Genomic DNA, 17,299 nt, shown 5'->3' on the forward strand with positions numbered 1-17,299 from the left:
ACCGTGCCCAGCCCGGCCTGGGCCCGCGCCAGCGCGGCTTCCGCGTCGAGCATGGCCTGCAGGCACGCGGTGTCGGTGGTCGCCGTCTCCGCCGGGCTGCCGGCCCGTACGGGCGAGAGGAGGCCGCTGTCCGGAACAGCCTCGGACATGACGCGCGCGATGCTCACCGAGCCTCCTGAACGGTGCGGGCCTGCGGGTTCGGTCGGACGCGGGTCTCCGTGCCGGGGCGGACGAGAGCCTTCGTGCCCGGACGGGCCGTCGCGGCGAGGGCAAGCAGGGCCATCGCGATCGCGTCCGAGTCGCCGAGTGTCACGGAGTTCACTCCGGGCCGGATGCCCGCGGCGGTCACCCAGTGCACGCCTTCGGTCGGGACGCCGTAGGCGAAGCGGCGCGGATGCGCGCGGCCGTCCGCGGACACCAGGTGGTAGGGACGGCCGGTGACCGCGAGGCCGCCCGTCTCGTAGCTGCCGTGCTCCGCGCCGGACACCGTGAAGGGGCCGCATCCGCCGGTCGCGGCGAGGTGCCGCAGCAGCGGGTCGGTGGTGAGCCGCAGGTCGGGTTCGGGCAGCCTGGCCTCCACCAGAGTGGTCACTTCGACGCGCGATCCGGGCACCTCGGCGGAGTCGACGGCGAAGACGCCGGCCCCTTCGTCGGCGTACACGCGCATGCCCGGCCCCAGGACGGTCACGACGCCTGCCTCCATCAGGGCCGCCATCTGCTCGATACGGCCGGCCGGCGGGCCGATGGACAGGAACGCGTTGAGCGGGGTGTACCAGCGTTCGAGATCGTCGCGGTGAGAACGGCCGGTGAGGCCGCCGTGGTCGACGACGATCCGGATCTCGTTGCGCAGGTCCCGCAGCACGTCGAGCGCCGCCTTGAACGGGCCGTCGACATTGCCCGCCGCGGACTCCTCCACGTCCCTGCGCAGTGCGTCCAGCAGCCAGTCCTGGTAGTCGTCGGCGTCACGGAAGGAACGGTCGCCGTACGGACGGGCGACGAGCTCCCAGTCCCATCGGTCGTGCGGGGCGATCCCGAACTCGCGCAGGACTTCGGCCTCTTCGGCCGATCCCCAGGACAGGCCGAGCGTGCGCTCCTGGAAGCGGCGCGCCTCGCAGAGGCAGGCCCGCCGGGTGAGCCGGGCCGCGTAGAAGACGGTCTCGACCTCCTTGGCGACCAGCGGCCACAGGTCGCGCACGAAGTCGAGTCCGCCGCGGTCCGCGGTGGCGCGCAGCTCCGCCAGCTTCTCGGGGGTGAGCACCCGGGGGCGGTGGCGGCCGTGCGCGCCCTTCTGGTTACGGCCGCGGGAGAGATACGGGACTCCGCGCCGTGAACCGGCGTACAGCCTCGGTTCACGGCCCGAGGGGTGATAGACGAGCGGGCCCGCCTCCGTGCCGCCGGTCCGCTCGAAGCTTCCTCCCCGGCCGAGGGTGAACAGCGCCATGTGGTCGAAGAAGTTGAGGCCGAGACCGCGCAGGGCGACCGCCTCGCCCGGTCCTACGGACGTGAGGTCGAGGTCGGCGGGATTGGCCGGGCGCACATACCTCAGCCCGTGCTCCGCCGCGAACGAGGACAGCCGCTCCTGCGACGCGTCCGCGCGCACCGGCAGATGCCCCTGCGCCATGACCACGGCGTCGAGGCCGCCGATGCGGGTGCCGTTCGCGAGCGTGACGCTCTGCCGCCCGTCCGCCTCGTCGTGCAGCCGGACCGCGCGCATCGGGTGGACGACGACGCGGACGTGGGGCGGCGCGCTACGGACGACACGACGGAAGACCCACTCCAGGTAGTGACCGTAGAGAGCACGCGTCGGATACGAGTCTGGGGTCAGGTCACGGGCCTCGGCGAGAACTTGGTCGTCGTAGCCGATGTCGTTCCAGTGCTCCCGCGGGTCGTCCATGAGCGTGAGGTGATGGGCCCACTCATGGAGGCTCGGGCCCGGCGCGAGGTCGCCCTCCAACTCCACGCTCGCGTCGGTGAACAGCGTCACCTGCGAGGCCACCGTGTTCATGAGCAGGTGGTGGGACTGGCCGGTGTGCCAGACACGGCCCGAGCCGGGCCGGCCCGGGTCCGCGAGGTGCACCACGACCGCGGTGTGTGCGGCTCGCCCGCGGGCGGTGGCGCAGAGCCGCTCGAACACCGAGAGGCCGCGGGGGCCGGCCCCGATGATGCAGACCTCGAGCTGTCGCTCGCTCACGGAAGGTCTCCGTTCCGGTGGGGAGTTGGGTGAGGGTTCGTGGGCGCGGCGACGGCGGTCACGGCTGCCGGGTTCAGACACCGAGGTCGCGGCCGATGACCTCTTTCATGATTTCGTTGGTACCGCCGTAGATCGGGTGCACCCGGTTGTCGACGAAGGCCCTGGCCACGGGCGTCTCCCTCATATAGCCGTAGCCGCCGTGCAGTTGAACGCAGCGGTCGAGGACCCGCCGCTGGACATCGGTGGCCCACCACTTGGCCTTGGCGGCGTTCACCGCGTCGAGCCGGCCCGCGTTGTGCTCGGCCACGGCGCGGTCGACGTAGGTGCGGGCGACGTCCAACTCGGTGGCCATCTCCGCCAGTTCGAAGCGCACATGCTGGAACGCGCCGATGGGCTGTCCGAACGCGGTGCGGTTCCGGCAGTAGGCCAGGGTCTGTTCGAACGCGGTCTCGGCGGCGGCCACGGCGTACGCGGCGATACCGAGCCGCTCCTGCGGGAGATGGTCCGCCAGGTGGAGGAAGGCGCGGCCCGGACGGCCAAGGAGGTTGGCGGCCGGGACCCGGACGTCGTCGAAGAACAGTTCCGCCGTGTCCTGCGCCGCCATGCCGATCTTCTCCAGCTTGCGGCCGCGCTCGAAGCCCGGCATGTCCCGCTCGACGACCAGAAGGCTCAGGCCCCGCGCGCCTCGACGCGCTTCGGTCCTGGCCACCACGATCACCAGGTCCGCGTGGATTCCGTTGGTGATGAACGTCTTGGCGCCGTTGAGGACGTAGTCGTCCCCGTCGCGGTGCGCGGTGGTGCGCAGGGCCTGCAGATCGCTGCCGGCGTCCGGTTCGGTCATCGCGATGGCGCTGATCAGTTCGCCCGAGCAGAAACCGGGCAGCCAGCGACGCTTCTGCTCCTCGGTGGCCAGGGCCAGGAGGTAGGGGGCGACCACGTCGTTGTGGAGGGCGAAGCCGACGCCGGTGGCGCCGACGCGCATGATCTCCTCGCTGATGATGACCTGGTAGCGGAAGTCCCGGACGCCCCCGCCGCCGTACTCCTGCGGTACGTCCATGCCGAGAAGCCCGAGCTTTCCCGCGCTGCGCCACACATCGCGGTCGACGAGCCCGGCGCGCTCCCACGCGTCATGGCGGGGGACGATCTCCCGCTCGACGAAGTCACGTACCAGGTCGCGGAAGTCCCGGTGCTCCGCGGCCAGTTCGGTCTCACGCATCACGCACTCCCCTGCGGTGGATGATCTGCTCCACGGTGCCCGTGCACGCGCGGCGCCCGTCCTGGACGAAGCGGACCTCGGCGACCGCGAGACGGGTCGAGCAACTGGTCAGCTCGGTGTCCACGCGGACGGGGCCCGGAATCAGCGGTGCGTGGTAGTCGACGGAGAGCCGGGCGGTCAGGAAGCCCGACTCGTCCGGGAGGGCGGACAGCATCACCAGTCCCGCGAAGTGGTCGACGAGGCAGGCGATCCAGCCGCCGAACACGACGCCCGGGGTGAGAGTGAGCGCGGCGTCGAGCTCCGTCTCGCAGGTGATCAGGCCTGGCAGCCAGCTCGTCGCGGGCGGCAGGGCGAGGGTGTACGCGGCCGGAGGGTCGGGCACGGTGCCATCGGCCAGACCGGCCAGCATGCGACGGCCTCGGGTGTCCGCGTCGGCCGGTGCCAGACCGCGGAGCCGGTTCTGCCGCACGGCGGGCAGGGTGGTTTCGGGCATGACGACTTCTCTTCTTCCGGGTTTTTTCTGGACGGGAGCCGGTCTTCGGCCCGTCGACGAGCCTCCGCCGCTCGAACGAAGCGGGGAGCGGGGAGCGGGGAGCGGGGAGCGGGCCGTCCAGGCGGCCGGTACGGCGGTACGGGGTCCGGGTGCGTGCCCCGCGAGAGGCACGCAGCATCGCCGGACGCCGCCGGACAAAGGGGCAGACCCGCCGCCGCACCCGAGTGCGGGGGATGAACTCCGGCACGGCGGCGGGCCTGGTTCAGGAGGCGATGGTGCCGTTCGCGGCGCCACCGCCGAGATCGACGACCGACTGGATGTCGCGCCGACGCCCCTCCATCTCGCGCCGGGTCAGCGCGTCGACGGCCGCCTTGTCGTCGAGTTCCCGCAATGCCGCCTCGTCGACGTCCTGGAAGCCGAGAACGCCCATCTTCCGCAGCCCTTCCTGCACCCGCGGGCCGAACATGCCGATCTCCTTGAGGCCCGGCACGATCCGCATGAAGACGAGGCGGCGGAACTCTCGCTTGGCCGGCGAGCGGCGGGAGGCCTCGATGGCCTCCGCGCCGTAGCCGAGGGTGTTCCAGATGTCGTCGTCGACGTACCGGTCGCGCAGCGCCCAGCAGCCTTCGATGACGAACTCCTCGCGGTCCCGCAGCTCCGACTCGGACAGCTGGGGGTAGTACGCGCGCAGCAGCAGCCTCCCGAAGGCGACGTGGCGGGCCTCGTCCCGGGCCACGTAGGCGCTGAAGGCGCGGGCCAGCGGGTCCTTCAGCCGCTCGCGGTGCACGCCGAAGGTGGCGAGGCCCATGTTCTCGACGAGGATGTGCGCGGCCAGCACGCCGAAGTCCCATCGCGGTTCGCGCATGGCGTGCTCGAACATGGCGGCGATCGACGGCGAAAGCCCGTACCGCAGGCCGATCTTGGTGTGCAGGAAGCGGTTGAAGCCCTCGACGTGGCGGGCCTCGTCCATCAGCTGGGTGGCCGCGTACAGCTTGGAGTCCAGGTCGCTCACGGTGAGCAGGATCTTGCCCACGGCGATGAGGGCGGCCTGCTCGGAGTGGAGGAACTGCGAGTACAGCCAGCCGCTGCTGTGCCTGCGGACGGTGCGCCGCTCACTCTCGGGCAGTCGGTCCCAGAGCTTGGAGCCGGCGATGGAGATGAAGTCGTCCGGCAGACCGAGCGGATCGTCCGGGTCCACTTCGTGGTCCCAGTCGAGGCGCTCGTCCATGTCCCACTGCCGCTGCTTGCCCTGTTTGTACAGCCGGACCATTTTGTCGTTGCGCTGGTCGTAGTCCCACTGGATGACGGCGTCGCCGTACACCGGGACGGCCCACTCGCCGGCCAGGGCGGTCAGCACCTCAGGACGCGTGTAGTCGGTCGTGGTCATGCTGTCTGCTCCCTGTCGACGATGATCTCGCTTGCCCTTGACCGCAGTTGAGCGCGCAGCACCTTGCCCGCCGGGTTGCGGGGGATGCGCTCCACGGGCAGGAAGTGGCTGGGCCTCTTGTAGGGGGCCAGCCCGTCGACGCACCGGCCGAGCAGTTCCGACTCGTCGAACCGCTCGGGCGACACCGGCTGGACGAAGGCCACCGGCGTCTGTCCCCACAGGCGCGAGGGCAGCGGTACGACGACGACGTCGGCGACGTCCGGCGACTGCCGCAGCACATGCTCGATCTCGGCCGGGTAGACGTTCTGGCCGCCGCGCAGGATCAGGTCGTTGCGCCGGTCGACAACCCAGACCCGGCCGTCCGCGTCGAGGCAGCCGAGGTCGCGTGTGCCCAGCCGGCCGCCGCTCAGCACGTCGGCGGTGGCCTCCGGGTTCTTCCAGTACGACTGCATCAGACCGTCGCCGGTCACCTGGATCTCGCCGATGATTCCGGTGGGGACGTCGCGTCCCTCACCGTCGATGATCCGCAGCCCGACGCCGAGCATCGGCAGGCCGACGCAGACTGCGCCGGGGACGGGGGGCTCGCCCACGGCGGTGTTCGGGCGCAGGGTGAGGACCGGGCCGCCGCCCTCGGTGATCCCGAAGATCGTCTGAAGGTCGGCGCCGAGCAGCTCGTGTGCCTGCCGCGCCAGTTCCTCGGGCATCGGCGCGGCGCCGTGCAGGAGCAGCCGGAGCTTCGTCAGGTCGGTGCCGGCCAGGCCCTTCGCCTCCAGGAGCAGCCGGACCATGGACGGCACGAGGAAGGCCTGCTCGACCTCCCAGCGCTGGAGGGCGGCCAGGCAGCCCTGCGGGGTGAAGCGGTCCAGCACGCAGACCGTGCCGCCCGCGGCGAGATGGTCGAGGGCGATGACAACGCTGCCGTGGAACAGGGGCCCGGCGTTGAGGAACACCGTGCCCGGCCGCGGCCCCACGTCCGCCAGCCAGGACAGCGCGTTGGCCTGGAGGGACCGCTGGTCCACGACGACACCCTTGGCCCGGCCCGTGGTCGCCGAAGTGTGCAGGATCAGCACCGGATCGGTCGGGCCGCCACCCTCTGACCGTACGGACTCCGGCTCCTCGTCCGGCAGTCCGGCGACGTCCGCGATGTCCATCAGAGGCAGCCCGGGAAACAGATCACCGAGGCGCGCGACGAAGCCGGCCTCGACGATGGCCGCGGACGGCTCCACGGACTCCACGATCGCGCCGAGCTCCGGGTCGGTGAGTGCCGGGTTGACCGGCACCGCCACCATGCCGGCGGCCGCGCAGGCCACGTAGGTTTCGAGGACCTCGACCCGGTTGCCGCTCAGCACGAGAACGCGGCTTCCCGGCAGGGTGTCGTGCCGCAACCGGGACGCCAGCGCCCGCACATCACGGTCGAGCCGGCGCCAGCTGACGTCGCGGCGGCTGTCGCGCAGGGCGAGGGCGTCGGGGTCGCGGTCGAGTCCGCGCCGCACGATGTGGGTGAGCCACATGTCAGCGCACCCCCGCCCCGATCAGCCCGGCGACCGCGCGGACCGAGGTGAGACCGAGGAGTTCCTCGTCCCCCAGGGGCCTGCCGAGCCGGTCCTCCAGGTTCAGCGCGAGCCGGATCAGCTCGCCGGATCCGACGCCCGCCGCGGCGAAGTCGTCGTCGTCACCGATGCGGTCGGCCAGGGCGGGGTGCTCCAGGCTGTCCCGTACGAGCGACCGGGCTTCGTTCCGTGCGAGCGAACGGGCGTCGTTCATGAGCTCCTCCGCGGGCGGGCGCCGACGCCGACCATGGCCCAGTACGGGGCCGGTTCGCCGTCGAAGTAGACGAGGGGCTGGGCACTGTCGGTACGGCAGGGCAGCAGCCGGTTGAAGCGGCTTCCGAAGCAGGCGGCGGCGAACTCCGGCGACCGGGCGACGCCGCGCTCGTCCCCGACGGTGGCGACGAAGGCGAATACCGGGTCGAGCGACTTGTGCACACCGTCCTCGACGACGTCGCACCACGCGTGGTCGCTGCCGAAGAGTCCGAGCAGATAGCCGCGCCGGGCGGTCGCCTCGAGGCCGGCCGCGCGCAGTCGGTCGGCGAGCAGCCGGGAGGCCACCACGCAGTCGGCGATGCCGAGTTCCCAGGCCCGGAGGTGGTCGGCGCGCAATGGTTCGGGGACGGTCTGGTAGGTGACGCGATGCGCGGCAAGCTCATCGACGACCTCGTTCCAGGCCGCGTGGATCCGCGGGTCGCGCACCGTCTGGTCGGCACCGGTCAGGCGGATCGTCGCCTCGTAGCCGGACGCCCGCAGGGGGTCGTCGAAGGAGCCCGGTGAGAGCAGCTCCACTCCGGGGGCCGACAGGTCGGGCACGCGGACGGACACAGCGGGGAGACGCGCGGTCGCCCCGGCGGAGGCTTCGGCGGGCACGCCCCCCGCCGTGTGCGACGGGTGGACGCCGATCTCCCACTCCCGCGGCGCGTACCAGCTCTCGCGCGGCGAGGCCGCGAAGCGCATCAGGAAGCGCAGTCCGAGCTCGGGCACGGTCTGGCCGGTGCCGCAGAACATGCCGACGTTCATGAGGTCGTCGTAGTCGAACAGCGGGCCGCGCTCGGGATCGACCAGGTGCGGCAGTCCCTCGTCTGCGAGTCCCGCGACCTGCGCCGGGTGGGCGCGCAGCGCCTGGGCGGCGGTCGTCACGTCCGTGTCGTAGCGGCCGATGTGCCGGGGCACGGCCGTGAACCGGCCGAGCGCTCCGAGCAGCGCGTCGGGGGCGGCGGTCTCCACCGTCACAGGGAGCTGCCCTCCCGTGCCAGGGAGGCCACGAACTCGGCGAGTTCACGCACCGAGGCGGTCTCGAAGAGGAAGTCGTCGGGGATGACGACGTCGCACTCGTCCTCGATCTCCGTGATCGCCCGCAGCGCCTTGACGGACTCGATGCCCGGGACGGCGGAGAGAGGCTTGTCGGCGTCGATGGCGGCGGAGTCGACGCCGGCCTGCGTGGCCAGGGCCCGTACGACGATACCGAGGGTGTCGGTGACGCTCATGTGTACTGTCCTTCCGGGGCGGTGGGGGCGGTGCCGGTGTGCCGGCGGTACAGGTCGGCCGCGCCGGAGCGCTTGACCTTGCCGGAGCTGGTGAACGGCAGGGTCTGCGGAGAGACCGCGACGGTCTCGACGGCGCCCAGGCCGAGGTGTTCGGCGAGCCGTGTGCGGATGGCCTGCCCGAGGGCGGCGGCCGCGTCCGCGTCGAGCTTCGTCTCCCAGATCACGACCATCCGTTCGTCGCCGTCGGCGTCCCAGGCGAAGGCCGCGCAGTGACGTCGGTCCACTCCGGGCGTGGACTTGACGATCTCCTCGACGTCCTCGGCGTAGTAGTTCTGGCCACGCACGACCGCCATCGCCTTGAGCCGGCCCATGACGTACAGCTCGCCGTCGTGGAGGAATCCGATGTCGCCGGTGCGCAGCATCCCGTCGGGTGTGAACGGCTGCTGTTCGGCGGGCAGTCCGAGGTATCCGGAGGTGACGGGTGCACCACCGATCTGCACCTCGCCCACGGTGTCCTGGCCGAACGGCGTGCCCTCGGCGTCGCCGATCCTGACGTCGAGGCCCGCCACCGGTGGGCCGCACGAGACGAGATGGCGCGCCGAGAGCCCCTCGGTGGCCTTCTTGACGGGGTCACCGACGGACAGGCCGGCGCGCTCCACCAGGAGGCTGCGGTACGCCGACTGCGGTATGCCGGTGCTGACGATGAGCGTGGCCTCCGCGAGCCCGTAGTTGGGCTGCACCACCTGCGGCCGCAGCCCGTACGGCTCGAAGGTCCGCTGGAACGCCTGCAGACTGCCGCGCCGCACCGGCTCGGAGCCGTTGCCGCCGTACCGCCAGGCGGAGAGGTCCAGGTCGTCGGGGATGCCCTTGGCCGCGGCCGCGATCAGGTAGTCGTAGAAGAAGTTCGGCGCGGGCAGGATCGTGGAGCGGGACGCCGCGAACTCGCTGAGCCACCGCATGGGCCGCCGTACGAAGTCGCCGGGCTGCCACAGGGTCGTGGTCGTGCCCTGGCGCAGCGAGGCGAGCATCGTGAACAGGCCCATGTCGTGGAAGAGAGGCAGCCACTGGCCGAGGCTGTCCGCCGCGCTCCATCGCGTGCCGTCGTCGATCGCGTCGAGACCCGCGGACACGTTGTCCTGGGTGACCACGACGCCCTTGGGCGCCGAGGTGCTGCCCGAGGTGTACTGGATGACCGCGGGGGACGAGCCGTCGCCGCGTACGGGCGGCAGATCCTCGTAGTGGTGCGGCGGTTCGGCGATGTCGATGAACGGCACGTGCGGTACGGCCGCGGCGACCCGGGAGACGATACGGCCGCCGAGGCTGCCGTCCACGAGCATCGCGTCCAGCGAGGCGTCCGCCGCGATCCGCCGGACGTGCGCGGCGTAGGCGTCCGCGCCGCCGAAGGCCACGGGCAGGGCCAGCGGCACGGCGGCCGCGTCGAGCCGGAACGCCGCGAGCAGTCCGCGCACCCAGGGCTCGCCGTTGGCCATGAGCAGGCCCACGCGGCGCGGCGGGCGGCCCGCGCGGGCGGCCGACAGGGCGCCCGCGGTGCGTTCGGTCCGGTCGAGCAGCGCGAGACCGGAGACCGGTTCGTCCTGGCGGGACGGTGTGTGCAGCCAGGTGGTGTCCCGTTGGAGGGAGCGGGAGAGTTCGTGCCAGAGAGCGACCACGGCGGTCAGTCCTCCTTCCCGGACGGAGCGGTGCGCTGGATACGGCCCGCGAGCTTGCGCCGGAGCACCGACCTGCGGACCTTGTAGGAACCGGTGACGGGCATCGCCTCCCACTCCCAGAAGCGCACCTGGAGGTCGGGGAGGCCGGCTTCGGCGGCGACGGCCCGGAACCGCTCGGGGTCGGGTGCGGTACCCGGGCGCGGGCAGGCCACGGCGAAGACGGAGCTGTCGTCCTCGGACTTGACCAGGACCAGCTCGACGAGCTCGGGCAACGCCTCCAGGAGGTGGTCCTCCTTCTCCAGCAGACTGCCGACACCGTCGACGTGTTCGACGATGCGGTCGAGGAGTTCCAGCGAGCCGTCGTCGAGCTGGCGGCCGATGTCGCCCATGGGCCACCAGGAGTCGTCCGGGGGCATCGGGCCGCCGCCCACGTAGCCGCGCATACGGCCCGGGGAGCGGGTCTCGATGAAGCCGGGTGTGTTCGCCGGCTGCGGCGTGCCGAGCTCGTCGACGATGCGGATCTCCATGCCGCCGCCGGGGTGCCCGACGTTGCGCGGCGAGTACTCCGCGGACTCCTCCCGGGTCACGATGCGCAGGCAGATGGGACCGGATTCGGTCTGCCCGTACGCCTGGAAGTAGTGGGCGCCGGGATGCTCCGACGCGTTCAGCAGGGCTCGCACGGTACGCGGGTGCATCGCGTCGAAGGTGCTGATGAACCGCTCCACGTGCTGGAACGGGCGGTCGGGGTCGGCGGCGAGGGACTCCCACTGGATGTAGACGTTCGGGTGGGTCTCGACCGAGGTGGGCCGGTGTTCCAGCATCAGCCGCTTGACGTTCGCCGGGTCGGGGTCGGCGATGGCCAGGGCGGGCATCGCGGTCTCCAGGGAGGCGAGCGTGCCGGCGCAGGTGCGGGCGTGCACGAAGGACAGGTGCTTGGCGTTCAGGTCGGTCGGCGCGTACTGGTCCCGGAAGATCATGATCATCGGGGCGACCATGCCGAACAGTGAACGGGTCGAGTGCGCGGCCATCTTCGGGGCGCCGGTGGTGCCGGAGGAGTGGGTGATGACGAACCAGTCGTCCTCGTCACGGGGGTTGGTATCGTGCGCGGCCCGCTCCTGCAGCGGCACCACCCAGGTCTCGGCCGTCTCCTCCAGACACAGGACCTTGCGGGTCAGCAGCCCCAGCGCGTGCCGCGACTCGGCGAGCCGGGACAGGCCTAGGGAGTCGACGACGAGGTAGGGCTGGTCCAGGCGCGCGAAGCATTCGAGCAGTTCGCCGGTCTCCATGCCGGAGGAGAGCAGGGCGGGGAGCGCGCCGATCTTCCCGAGGCCGCACATCACGCCCTCGACCTCGATGTGGTTGCGCTGGACCACGGCCACGACGTCTCCCCGGCGGATCCCGGCCGCCCAGAAGCGGTCGGCGTAGTCGTCGACGGCGTGGGCGAAGTCGGCGACCGTGCGCACCGGACGGTCGTAGGTACGCCACGGCGTGTCCGACAGGAACGGTGTCTCGGGGTGCTTCTCCGCAGCGACGGCCGGAAGGAGCCCGAGAGACGCGGTGGGCTGGGGTATCTCGTCGAGATTGAGTGCGGACACGTCGGGCATGTGTATTCCCTCTGCTCGGCCTGGCGAATGCTGGTCTGACACCTGCTGCGGGCAGCACGAAGCGCGCCCTGCTGCGGGCATGTGCGTGCGGGGGGAGTGGTGCGGATGCCACCGGCTGGCAGGAAGCATCCGACACCAGAGAAGAGGCGGCACCCCGCCGGTGCACTCCATCGGGTTTCAGAATTCTTCGGACAGATGTTTCACCCCGGGTCAGCGGCCCCGGGGTGCCGATGGACGACCTCGGCTCAGCGGCCCCGGGAGAAGAGGTCGCGCGCGCTCTTCGCCACCAGGTCGGGACGCTCCTCGTGCAGGTAGTGCCCGCAGCCGGCCACGACCTGCACGCTCAGGTCGTCGGCGTGGCCCTCGGCGCCGGTGAGCACGCTCGGCGGCAGCATGAAGTCCCGCTCCCCCGCGAGGATCACGGTCGGCGTGGTGAGGCGCAGCTTCTGGTAACGGCCGAGAAGCAGCTTGGCGATGTCCCGCATCGCGAAGGCGCGGTGCAGTGCCTCCCCGGCCCGTGCCCGGCCGGGCTCCTGGCTGGAGCGGACGAACTCGTCCATGGCCGCCGGTGTCCACACCGCCTTCTCGACCACGCCCCTGCGCATCAGATAGCGGGTGAAGCCGGGCCGGTGGCGCAGCAACCAGCGGCCGAGCAGCGGCTGTTCGAGCAGCGCGGTGTACCAGAAGCGCCAGGACTGGGGCATCAGCCGACGGTGCAGCGGCCAGGGGTGCATCATGTTCAGGGCCAGGTAGTGGCTGAACCGCTCGGGGGCCCGCAGACACAGATGGAATCCGGTCCAGGCGCCCCAGTCGTGTCCGATCAACCGGGCCTTTTCCAGACCCATTTCGTCCATGAGCGCCAGGATGTCGGCGACCCGGCTGTCGGTGTCGTAGCCCTTCGCGGGCGCGTCGGACCAGCCGAAGCCGCGCTGGTCCACACAGATGAGCCGGTAGTCGGCGGACAGCTCGGGGATGAGCCGCCGCCAGCCGTACCAGTGCTGGGGAAATCCGTGCAGCAGGATCACCGGGTCCCCCTCCCCCGCCTCGGCGGTGTGCAGCCGTACCCCCCGTACCGATACGAAGCCGTGCCGTACGGCGTCCAGTTCGGGCAGGGACGGCATCTCGTTCTCCATGGAAACTCCTGGTGGTCCGACGTTTCTGTCGGCCTGTCAGGAGGAGGCCCGCGGGCCAAAGGTTCCCTGCGGACGTCGGAACGTCTGCCGTGTTTCTCTTCTTCCCGACGCGGCGGCGGCGCGATGCGGCCGGCGGAGCATGGTCCCGGACGCACCGATGCCGCCGGGCTCCTCGGGGCGCGGCGGCATCGGCGGTCTTCGGACGGTGTGCTGTGCGGGTCGCGCGTGCCCGTGGCAGGGGCCGTACCGGGGCTCAGCCCTGCCCGCACAACCGGGCTGTCAGGGCGGCCAGTTCAGCTGTCTGCGTTCCGTTGAGCCGTGGGTCGCAGGCCGTCTCGTACCGCAGCGGCAGGTCTTCCTCTGCGACCCCCACGCGGCCGCCGACACACTCGGTGACATCCGCCGGGGTGGCCTCTAGGTGGATTCCGCCCGGCCAGCCCCTCGCCGCGCGGACCGCGGCGAAGAAGCCGCTGATCTCGGCGCCCACCGTGTCGACATGCCGGGTCTTGTGGCCCGTACCGCTGGAGTACGTGTTGCCGTGCATCGGGTCGCAGAGCCACACCACCGGGTGGCCGAGCCGGGCCACCCGGTCCACCAGCGGGGGCAGAGCCGTCCGCACGCGGTCCGCCCCCATCCGGGAGATGAGGACCAGACGCCCCGGCTCGTGGTCCGGGTCGAGCCTGGCGCACAGCTCCGCAAGGCGCTCCGGGTCCGTGCCGGGGCCGATCTTGACGCCGACCGGGTTGGTCAGTCCGGACAGGAACCGCACGTGCGCACCGTCCGGTTCGCAGGTGCGCGCGCCGATCCAGGGCAGATGGGTGGACGTCAGGCACACGGCTCCGCTCAGCGGGTCGCGCCGGACCAGGGGCTCCTCGTAGTCGAGCAGCAGAGCTTCGTGGCTGGTCCACACGGCGGGAGTGCCGTCCGGGGCCGAGTCCGGCAGAGGCATGCCCGACTCGGCGAGTTCGCGCAGCAGAGCGAGGACGTCTCGGGCGTGGGCATGCCCTTCGAGCAACCGCAGGGCATCGGGGACGCGGGCGGCGGGGTCGGGTTCCGGTCTGTTCACCAAGTGACCGCGGAACGAGGGGATGTCGTGACCGCCGACCCGCTCGGTGGGAGAGGAGCGGGGCTTGGCGTACTGCCCCGCGATGCGTCCGACGGGGATCACGGGCCGCCGCAGGGTGTGGCGGATCGTCCTGGCCGTGGTGTGCAGCAGGTCGACCCGGGCCGCCACTCCCGCGAAGGTCGGGGCCTCGAACGTCTCCGCGCAGTCGCCGAGTTGGACCACGAAGGCGTCGGCGTGCGCGGCACGGGCGAGCGCCCGGCGCAGGCCGAGGATCTCCCGGGGCCGTACGAGCGGCGCGGTGCCCGCCAGACGCGCGCGGACCCGGCGCAGCAGCGCCGGGTCCGGCCAGTCGGGCTGCTGGGCGGCCGGACGACGGCGCCAGTCCGACGGCGTCCAGTCCGCCGGCCGGGCCGGTACGAGCAGAGGGGGTGCGTGCATGGTGAATCGGGCCTCCGTCATGAGGTGTTCTCTACGGACGAGCGAGGGTGCGGGTGTCCCGGTGTTCTCTACGGACGAGCGAGGGTGCGGGTGTCCCGCGGTGGCGAGCGGCCTCGACGTGGGTGTCCGTACGGTTCCGGGTGCGCGGCGTGCGGCCGTACGGACGAGTCGGTGCCCAACGTGCGGCGCTGCGGCCGTACGGACGAGTCGGTGCCCGACGTGCGGCGCGGCTCAGTTCCGGGGAACGGCCCAGCACAGAACGCCCTGGGGAAGTTCCCGCGCGCTCACGTGCACGAGTGGTCCGGGCTGCCCGGTGGCCCGCGCGAGGTAGCCGTCCGTGTGCGCCTCCAGCCGGATGTCGCGCAGCCCCCGCAGCCCGGGGCCGATGACCGGGCTGAGGGCCTTGTAGGCCGCCTCTTTCGCGGAATGCAGGACATGCAGGCGCCGGGCCGCCGTGCCGGTGTCCGCGTCCCCATCCCCGTCCCCGTCCCCGTTCAGCAACTCCGTCTCGGGCCCGCGCAGCACCAAGTGCGCCGCCTCCAGAGGAAGGGCGGTCAGTTCGAGGTCGACGCCCAGGGTGCGGAACCGGTCCGACGGCCCGGCCACGGCGACGGCGACTCCTCCGGAGTGGCTGATGGAAGCCGAGATACCGTCGGGCAGCAGCGGTCGGGGGCCGTCACAGAGGACGGCGCCCGCGGTGAGCCCGGCGGCCCGCACCGCACGGTGCAGTGCGCTGCGGCCGGCCAGGAAGTCGGCTCTGCGCCGCGGCGGCATCGTCAGGGACATACGACGCTCCGCCGCCCGGACCGCGACAGGCGGCCCCTCGTGCAGGGAGGCGACGGCAAAGCCCAGCCCCGGAATGCGCGGGCGGGAATGTGAAAGGGCACGCGGCAGCGCCGGGGGTTTCCCACTGAAGTGCACGGTTCTTTCTTCCCCATTCATGAATACGGCCGGTCATGTACTCAGAGGCCGCGCAGCGCCGGGACACTCCCCCTCTTCTTCAGGCGCCGAGAAGCCTACGAATTCCCCGGAGGCCCTCGGCGGACCTTGACTGTGCGGGGCAACGATGCGACTCTCTCCGCACCTCACACAAAGGGAGCACCAGCGATGACCGACGCTGCACACAGCAGCTGGCCGGCGGTCGAACTCGATCCCGTGCGGAGGCTGAAGGTCATCGCGTCCGCCACGAAGCACCCGAACCTCGCCGAGCGGCACTTCAGCGTGCCTTTCGAGCAGTTGTGGGCCGTCGCCTCCGACCTGGAGCACGAACTTCCGCACATCGTGCCGGGGTTGCGCTCCTTCACCCTCATCTCCCGGGACGGCGACCGACTGTCGGGCCGGGCGGTCAGCACCCTCGGACACCGGGAGCACTTCGAACTGGTGCTGCGCCCCGGCTGGTGCCTGATGCAGAGCAGGGCCCTGACCAGTGGCATGGCCGCGATGCCCGACGGGGACGGATGCCGGTTCGCCTTCTTCAGCAGTCTGCGTCTGCCCGGCGGCCCGATGCTGAACCGGCTTCTGAGCCTGCGGTCGGCACACCGGAAGGGCAGGCTTCTCGACCGCCTGCAGCAGCGGGTGGAGGTCCGGTCAGTCCCAGGCGTCGCGGAATGACCTCCGGGCCCGGAAGAGCCGGGACCTGACCGTCCCCACGGGGACCGCGAGCAACCCCGCGACCTCCTGCTCGCTCAGACCCTCGACATGACGCAGCGTCAGCACGACGCGGTGCTCGGGGGCGAGCCTCTCCATCGCGTCGGCGATGTCCGAGGCGAGATGCAGGTCTTCGGTGATCGGCTTGTCCTCCCATTCCACCGGAACGGTGCTGCCCTGCCGGCGCTGCTTGGCGAACCGCACCGCCTCCCGGACCGCGATCTGCCGCACCCATCCGAGCAGCGCCGCGGGCGTCTTCAGCTGACGGAGATTGCGGAAGACGGCGATGAGCGCCTCCTGCGCGGCGTCCGCCCCGTCCTGGAGGGCCACCGGTCCACAGATCCGGCCGACGTACGGTGCGAGGATGCCGAGCAACTCGTCCATGGCCAGGGCGTCTCCGCGCTGCGCCTGTTCCACCAGCCGGGCCAGCATCTCGTAGTCCCACCCTGCGGCGCGCGCCCCCTCCGCTTCCGTCACCGCGCCTCCAGCGCCGGCCGCACCGCACGCCGAAAGAAAACGGAACTACGTCTTCCCGTTGCGCGAGGAGAACCCTGAAACACGAATAACCGACCCCCGTCGATGACGAATTAAAATTCCCGCCCCCGTCGCAACACTAGCACCGGACACGGAATTTCGAACAGCCGTCCAGAATCACCTCCCGCGCAAAATACATCGACTTCCCCGGCAAATGATCCGCAGCGGCGACCACGATAGTCCGGGACTATCCGTTGAAACTCGAAATACCCTGCGCACGGTGCGGAGTCACAGCAGGTCGAGGACTCCGAAACGCCTCTTCCCGAGATTCACCCGGGATACGGCCGGGATGACGCCTCGTCACCGCGTCGCCGCTGCCGTGGATCTTCGTCGTCCGGCTGTCGAGGCGGCGGGACCGGCCGGGATCGCCCGTCGCCGCGGACCCTGTCCACGCCGAGCGCGTACGGGCGAGGAGGCCGGCGGCCTCTCCTGGTGGGCGCTCCCCCGGCGTCTGCCCCGCGAGCGCAGTGTGCGGAGTACCGGACCCCGAGGGGACGTCGAGGCCGTGACAGGCGCCGCGCCGCCCCCGAACGCGGGCGCCGGCCCGCGCAGTTCACAGCCGTACGCGGCGCCGCACGCTCCGGCCCGCACCGCCGGAGACCGCACCGCCGGAAACCGTACCGCCGGGATCCGGCACAGCCGGTCGGAGGCGACGCGCTCGTGGAGCCGCTCCGGGTCGGCGTCCGGGTCCTCCGCATGCTCCGTTCCTCCCCGCACCGCGCCTCGCCAGGCCGGCACATCGGGGCACAGCTCCCTCGGCATGTACGTGCTCCTCAGCCTTTCGGTGAGTGTCGCGGGGGGGGGGGGGGGGGGGCCGCCGCCCGGCCCCCCCCCCCGGACCAGAAGAGAGGGAGTGAATAAAAAAAAAAAAAAAAAACACAAA

The 17,299-nt window shown here is 71.5% G+C and carries 15 protein-coding genes and 1 pseudogene; 1 reads left to right on the top strand and 15 read right to left on the bottom strand.

Going from position 1 to position 17,299, the window contains the following annotated elements; all coding sequences use genetic code 11:
• From ACFWBT_RS33225 to ACFWBT_RS33290, 14 genes and pseudogenes are all read right to left on the bottom strand, one after another.
• Positions 1-167 (bottom strand): annotated as a pseudogene (locus ACFWBT_RS33225) (3-carboxy-cis,cis-muconate cycloisomerase); the annotation flags it as partial.
• The gene (locus ACFWBT_RS33230) at positions 164-2,191 is read right to left on the bottom strand and encodes an FAD/NAD(P)-binding protein (protein WP_385706692.1); all 2,028 of its coding nucleotides are present in this window, start codon (positions 2,189-2,191) and stop codon (positions 164-166) included. The pseudogene ACFWBT_RS33225 and the gene ACFWBT_RS33230, both read right to left, overlap by 4 nt.
• 73 nt (positions 2,192-2,264) lie before the next feature.
• Positions 2,265-3,407 carry an acyl-CoA dehydrogenase family protein gene (locus ACFWBT_RS33235; RefSeq protein WP_385706693.1) on the bottom strand — a complete coding sequence of 381 codons (1,143 nt, stop codon included), beginning with the start codon at positions 3,405-3,407 and terminating at the stop codon, positions 2,265-2,267.
• Complete coding sequence (locus ACFWBT_RS33240) at positions 3,400-3,900, bottom strand: PaaI family thioesterase (protein ID WP_385706694.1); 501 nt, start codon at positions 3,898-3,900, stop codon at positions 3,400-3,402. Before ACFWBT_RS33240 ends, ACFWBT_RS33235 begins: the two co-directional genes overlap by 8 nt.
• 262 nt (positions 3,901-4,162) lie before the next feature.
• Complete coding sequence (locus ACFWBT_RS33245; RefSeq protein ID WP_385706695.1) at positions 4,163-5,287, bottom strand: ferritin-like domain-containing protein; 1,125 nt, start codon at positions 5,285-5,287, stop codon at positions 4,163-4,165.
• A complete protein-coding gene (locus ACFWBT_RS33250; RefSeq protein ID WP_385706696.1) occupies positions 5,284-6,798 on the bottom strand; it encodes a class I adenylate-forming enzyme family protein in 1,515 nt (504 codons plus the stop codon). Before ACFWBT_RS33250 ends, ACFWBT_RS33245 begins: the two co-directional genes overlap by 4 nt.
• Position 6,799: 1 nt before the next feature.
• Positions 6,800-7,051 (bottom strand): acyl carrier protein, encoded by a 252-nt coding sequence (locus tag ACFWBT_RS33255; RefSeq protein ID WP_385706697.1) that lies wholly within the window; start codon positions 7,049-7,051, stop codon positions 6,800-6,802.
• A complete protein-coding gene (locus tag ACFWBT_RS33260) occupies positions 7,048-8,070 on the bottom strand; it encodes a hypothetical protein (RefSeq protein WP_385706698.1) in 1,023 nt (340 codons plus the stop codon). The genes ACFWBT_RS33255 and ACFWBT_RS33260 overlap by 4 nt, the downstream gene beginning before the upstream one ends.
• On the bottom strand, positions 8,067-8,324 hold the full coding sequence (locus tag ACFWBT_RS33265; RefSeq protein WP_385706699.1) for an acyl carrier protein: 258 nt from the start codon (positions 8,322-8,324) through the stop codon (positions 8,067-8,069). Before ACFWBT_RS33265 ends, ACFWBT_RS33260 begins: the two co-directional genes overlap by 4 nt.
• Positions 8,321-9,994 carry an AMP-binding protein gene (locus ACFWBT_RS33270; protein ID WP_385706700.1) on the bottom strand — a complete coding sequence of 558 codons (1,674 nt, stop codon included), beginning with the start codon at positions 9,992-9,994 and terminating at the stop codon, positions 8,321-8,323. Before ACFWBT_RS33270 ends, ACFWBT_RS33265 begins: the two co-directional genes overlap by 4 nt.
• A 5-nt stretch (positions 9,995-9,999) precedes the next feature.
• Positions 10,000-11,598, bottom strand: coding sequence for a class I adenylate-forming enzyme family protein (locus ACFWBT_RS33275; protein ID WP_385706701.1), 1,599 nt, complete (start codon positions 11,596-11,598; stop codon positions 10,000-10,002).
• A 245-nt stretch (positions 11,599-11,843) separates the two neighbouring features.
• Complete coding sequence (locus ACFWBT_RS33280) at positions 11,844-12,731, bottom strand: alpha/beta fold hydrolase (RefSeq protein WP_385706702.1); 888 nt, start codon at positions 12,729-12,731, stop codon at positions 11,844-11,846.
• A gap of 253 nt (positions 12,732-12,984) precedes the next feature.
• Positions 12,985-14,256: a 3-deoxy-7-phosphoheptulonate synthase gene (locus ACFWBT_RS33285; RefSeq protein WP_385706703.1), complete on the bottom strand. Its 1,272-nt coding sequence runs from the start codon at positions 14,254-14,256 to the stop codon at positions 12,985-12,987.
• A gap of 210 nt (positions 14,257-14,466) precedes the next feature.
• On the bottom strand, positions 14,467-15,021 hold the full coding sequence (locus ACFWBT_RS33290; protein WP_385706704.1) for a 4'-phosphopantetheinyl transferase: 555 nt from the start codon (positions 15,019-15,021) through the stop codon (positions 14,467-14,469).
• A 321-nt stretch (positions 15,022-15,342) separates the two neighbouring features.
• On the opposite strand from ACFWBT_RS33290, the gene ACFWBT_RS33295 reads away from it, so the two are divergent.
• Positions 15,343-15,846, top strand: coding sequence for an SRPBCC family protein (locus tag ACFWBT_RS33295; RefSeq protein ID WP_385706705.1), 504 nt, complete (start codon positions 15,343-15,345; stop codon positions 15,844-15,846).
• On the opposite strand, the gene ACFWBT_RS33300 is transcribed toward ACFWBT_RS33295, so the two are convergent.
• Complete coding sequence (locus ACFWBT_RS33300) at positions 15,823-16,314, bottom strand: RNA polymerase sigma factor (RefSeq protein WP_385706706.1); 492 nt, start codon at positions 16,312-16,314, stop codon at positions 15,823-15,825. The genes ACFWBT_RS33295 and ACFWBT_RS33300 overlap by 24 nt on opposite strands.
• Between the last annotated feature and the right edge of the window lie 985 nt (positions 16,315-17,299).

It is taken from the genome of Streptomyces sp. NPDC060027 (assembly GCF_042737005.1).
Taxonomy (GTDB): domain Bacteria; phylum Actinomycetota; class Actinomycetes; order Streptomycetales; family Streptomycetaceae; genus Streptomyces.

Bases quoted from the DNA above. Each gene is read 5' to 3' on its own strand.
- ACFWBT_RS33265 (WP_385706699.1), bottom strand. From the start codon at position 8,324: ATGAGCGTCACCGACACCCTCGGTATCGTCGTACGGGCCCTGGCCACG.
- ACFWBT_RS33300 (WP_385706706.1), bottom strand. From the start codon at position 16,314: ATGCTGGCCCGGCTGGTGGAACAGGCGCAGCGCGGAGACGCCCTGGCC.
- ACFWBT_RS33240 (WP_385706694.1), bottom strand. From the start codon at position 3,900: ATGCCCGAAACCACCCTGCCCGCCGTGCGGCAGAACCGGCTCCGCGGT.
- ACFWBT_RS33250 (WP_385706696.1), bottom strand. From the start codon at position 6,798: ATGTGGCTCACCCACATCGTGCGGCGCGGACTCGACCGCGACCCCGAC.
- ACFWBT_RS33255 (WP_385706697.1), bottom strand. From the start codon at position 7,051: ATGAACGACGCCCGTTCGCTCGCACGGAACGAAGCCCGGTCGCTCGTA.
- ACFWBT_RS33290 (WP_385706704.1), bottom strand. From the start codon at position 15,021: ATGTCCCTGACGATGCCGCCGCGGCGCAGAGCCGACTTCCTGGCCGGC.
- ACFWBT_RS33235 (WP_385706693.1), bottom strand. From the start codon at position 3,407: ATGCGTGAGACCGAACTGGCCGCGGAGCACCGGGACTTCCGCGACCTG.
- ACFWBT_RS33280 (WP_385706702.1), bottom strand. From the start codon at position 12,731: ATGGAGAACGAGATGCCGTCCCTGCCCGAACTGGACGCCGTACGGCAC.
- ACFWBT_RS33245 (WP_385706695.1), bottom strand. From the start codon at position 5,287: ATGACCACGACCGACTACACGCGTCCTGAGGTGCTGACCGCCCTGGCC.
- ACFWBT_RS33295 (WP_385706705.1), top strand. From the start codon at position 15,343: ATGACCGACGCTGCACACAGCAGCTGGCCGGCGGTCGAACTCGATCCC.
- ACFWBT_RS33285 (WP_385706703.1), bottom strand. From the start codon at position 14,256: ATGACGGAGGCCCGATTCACCATGCACGCACCCCCTCTGCTCGTACCG.
- ACFWBT_RS33275 (WP_385706701.1), bottom strand. From the start codon at position 11,598: ATGCCCGACGTGTCCGCACTCAATCTCGACGAGATACCCCAGCCCACC.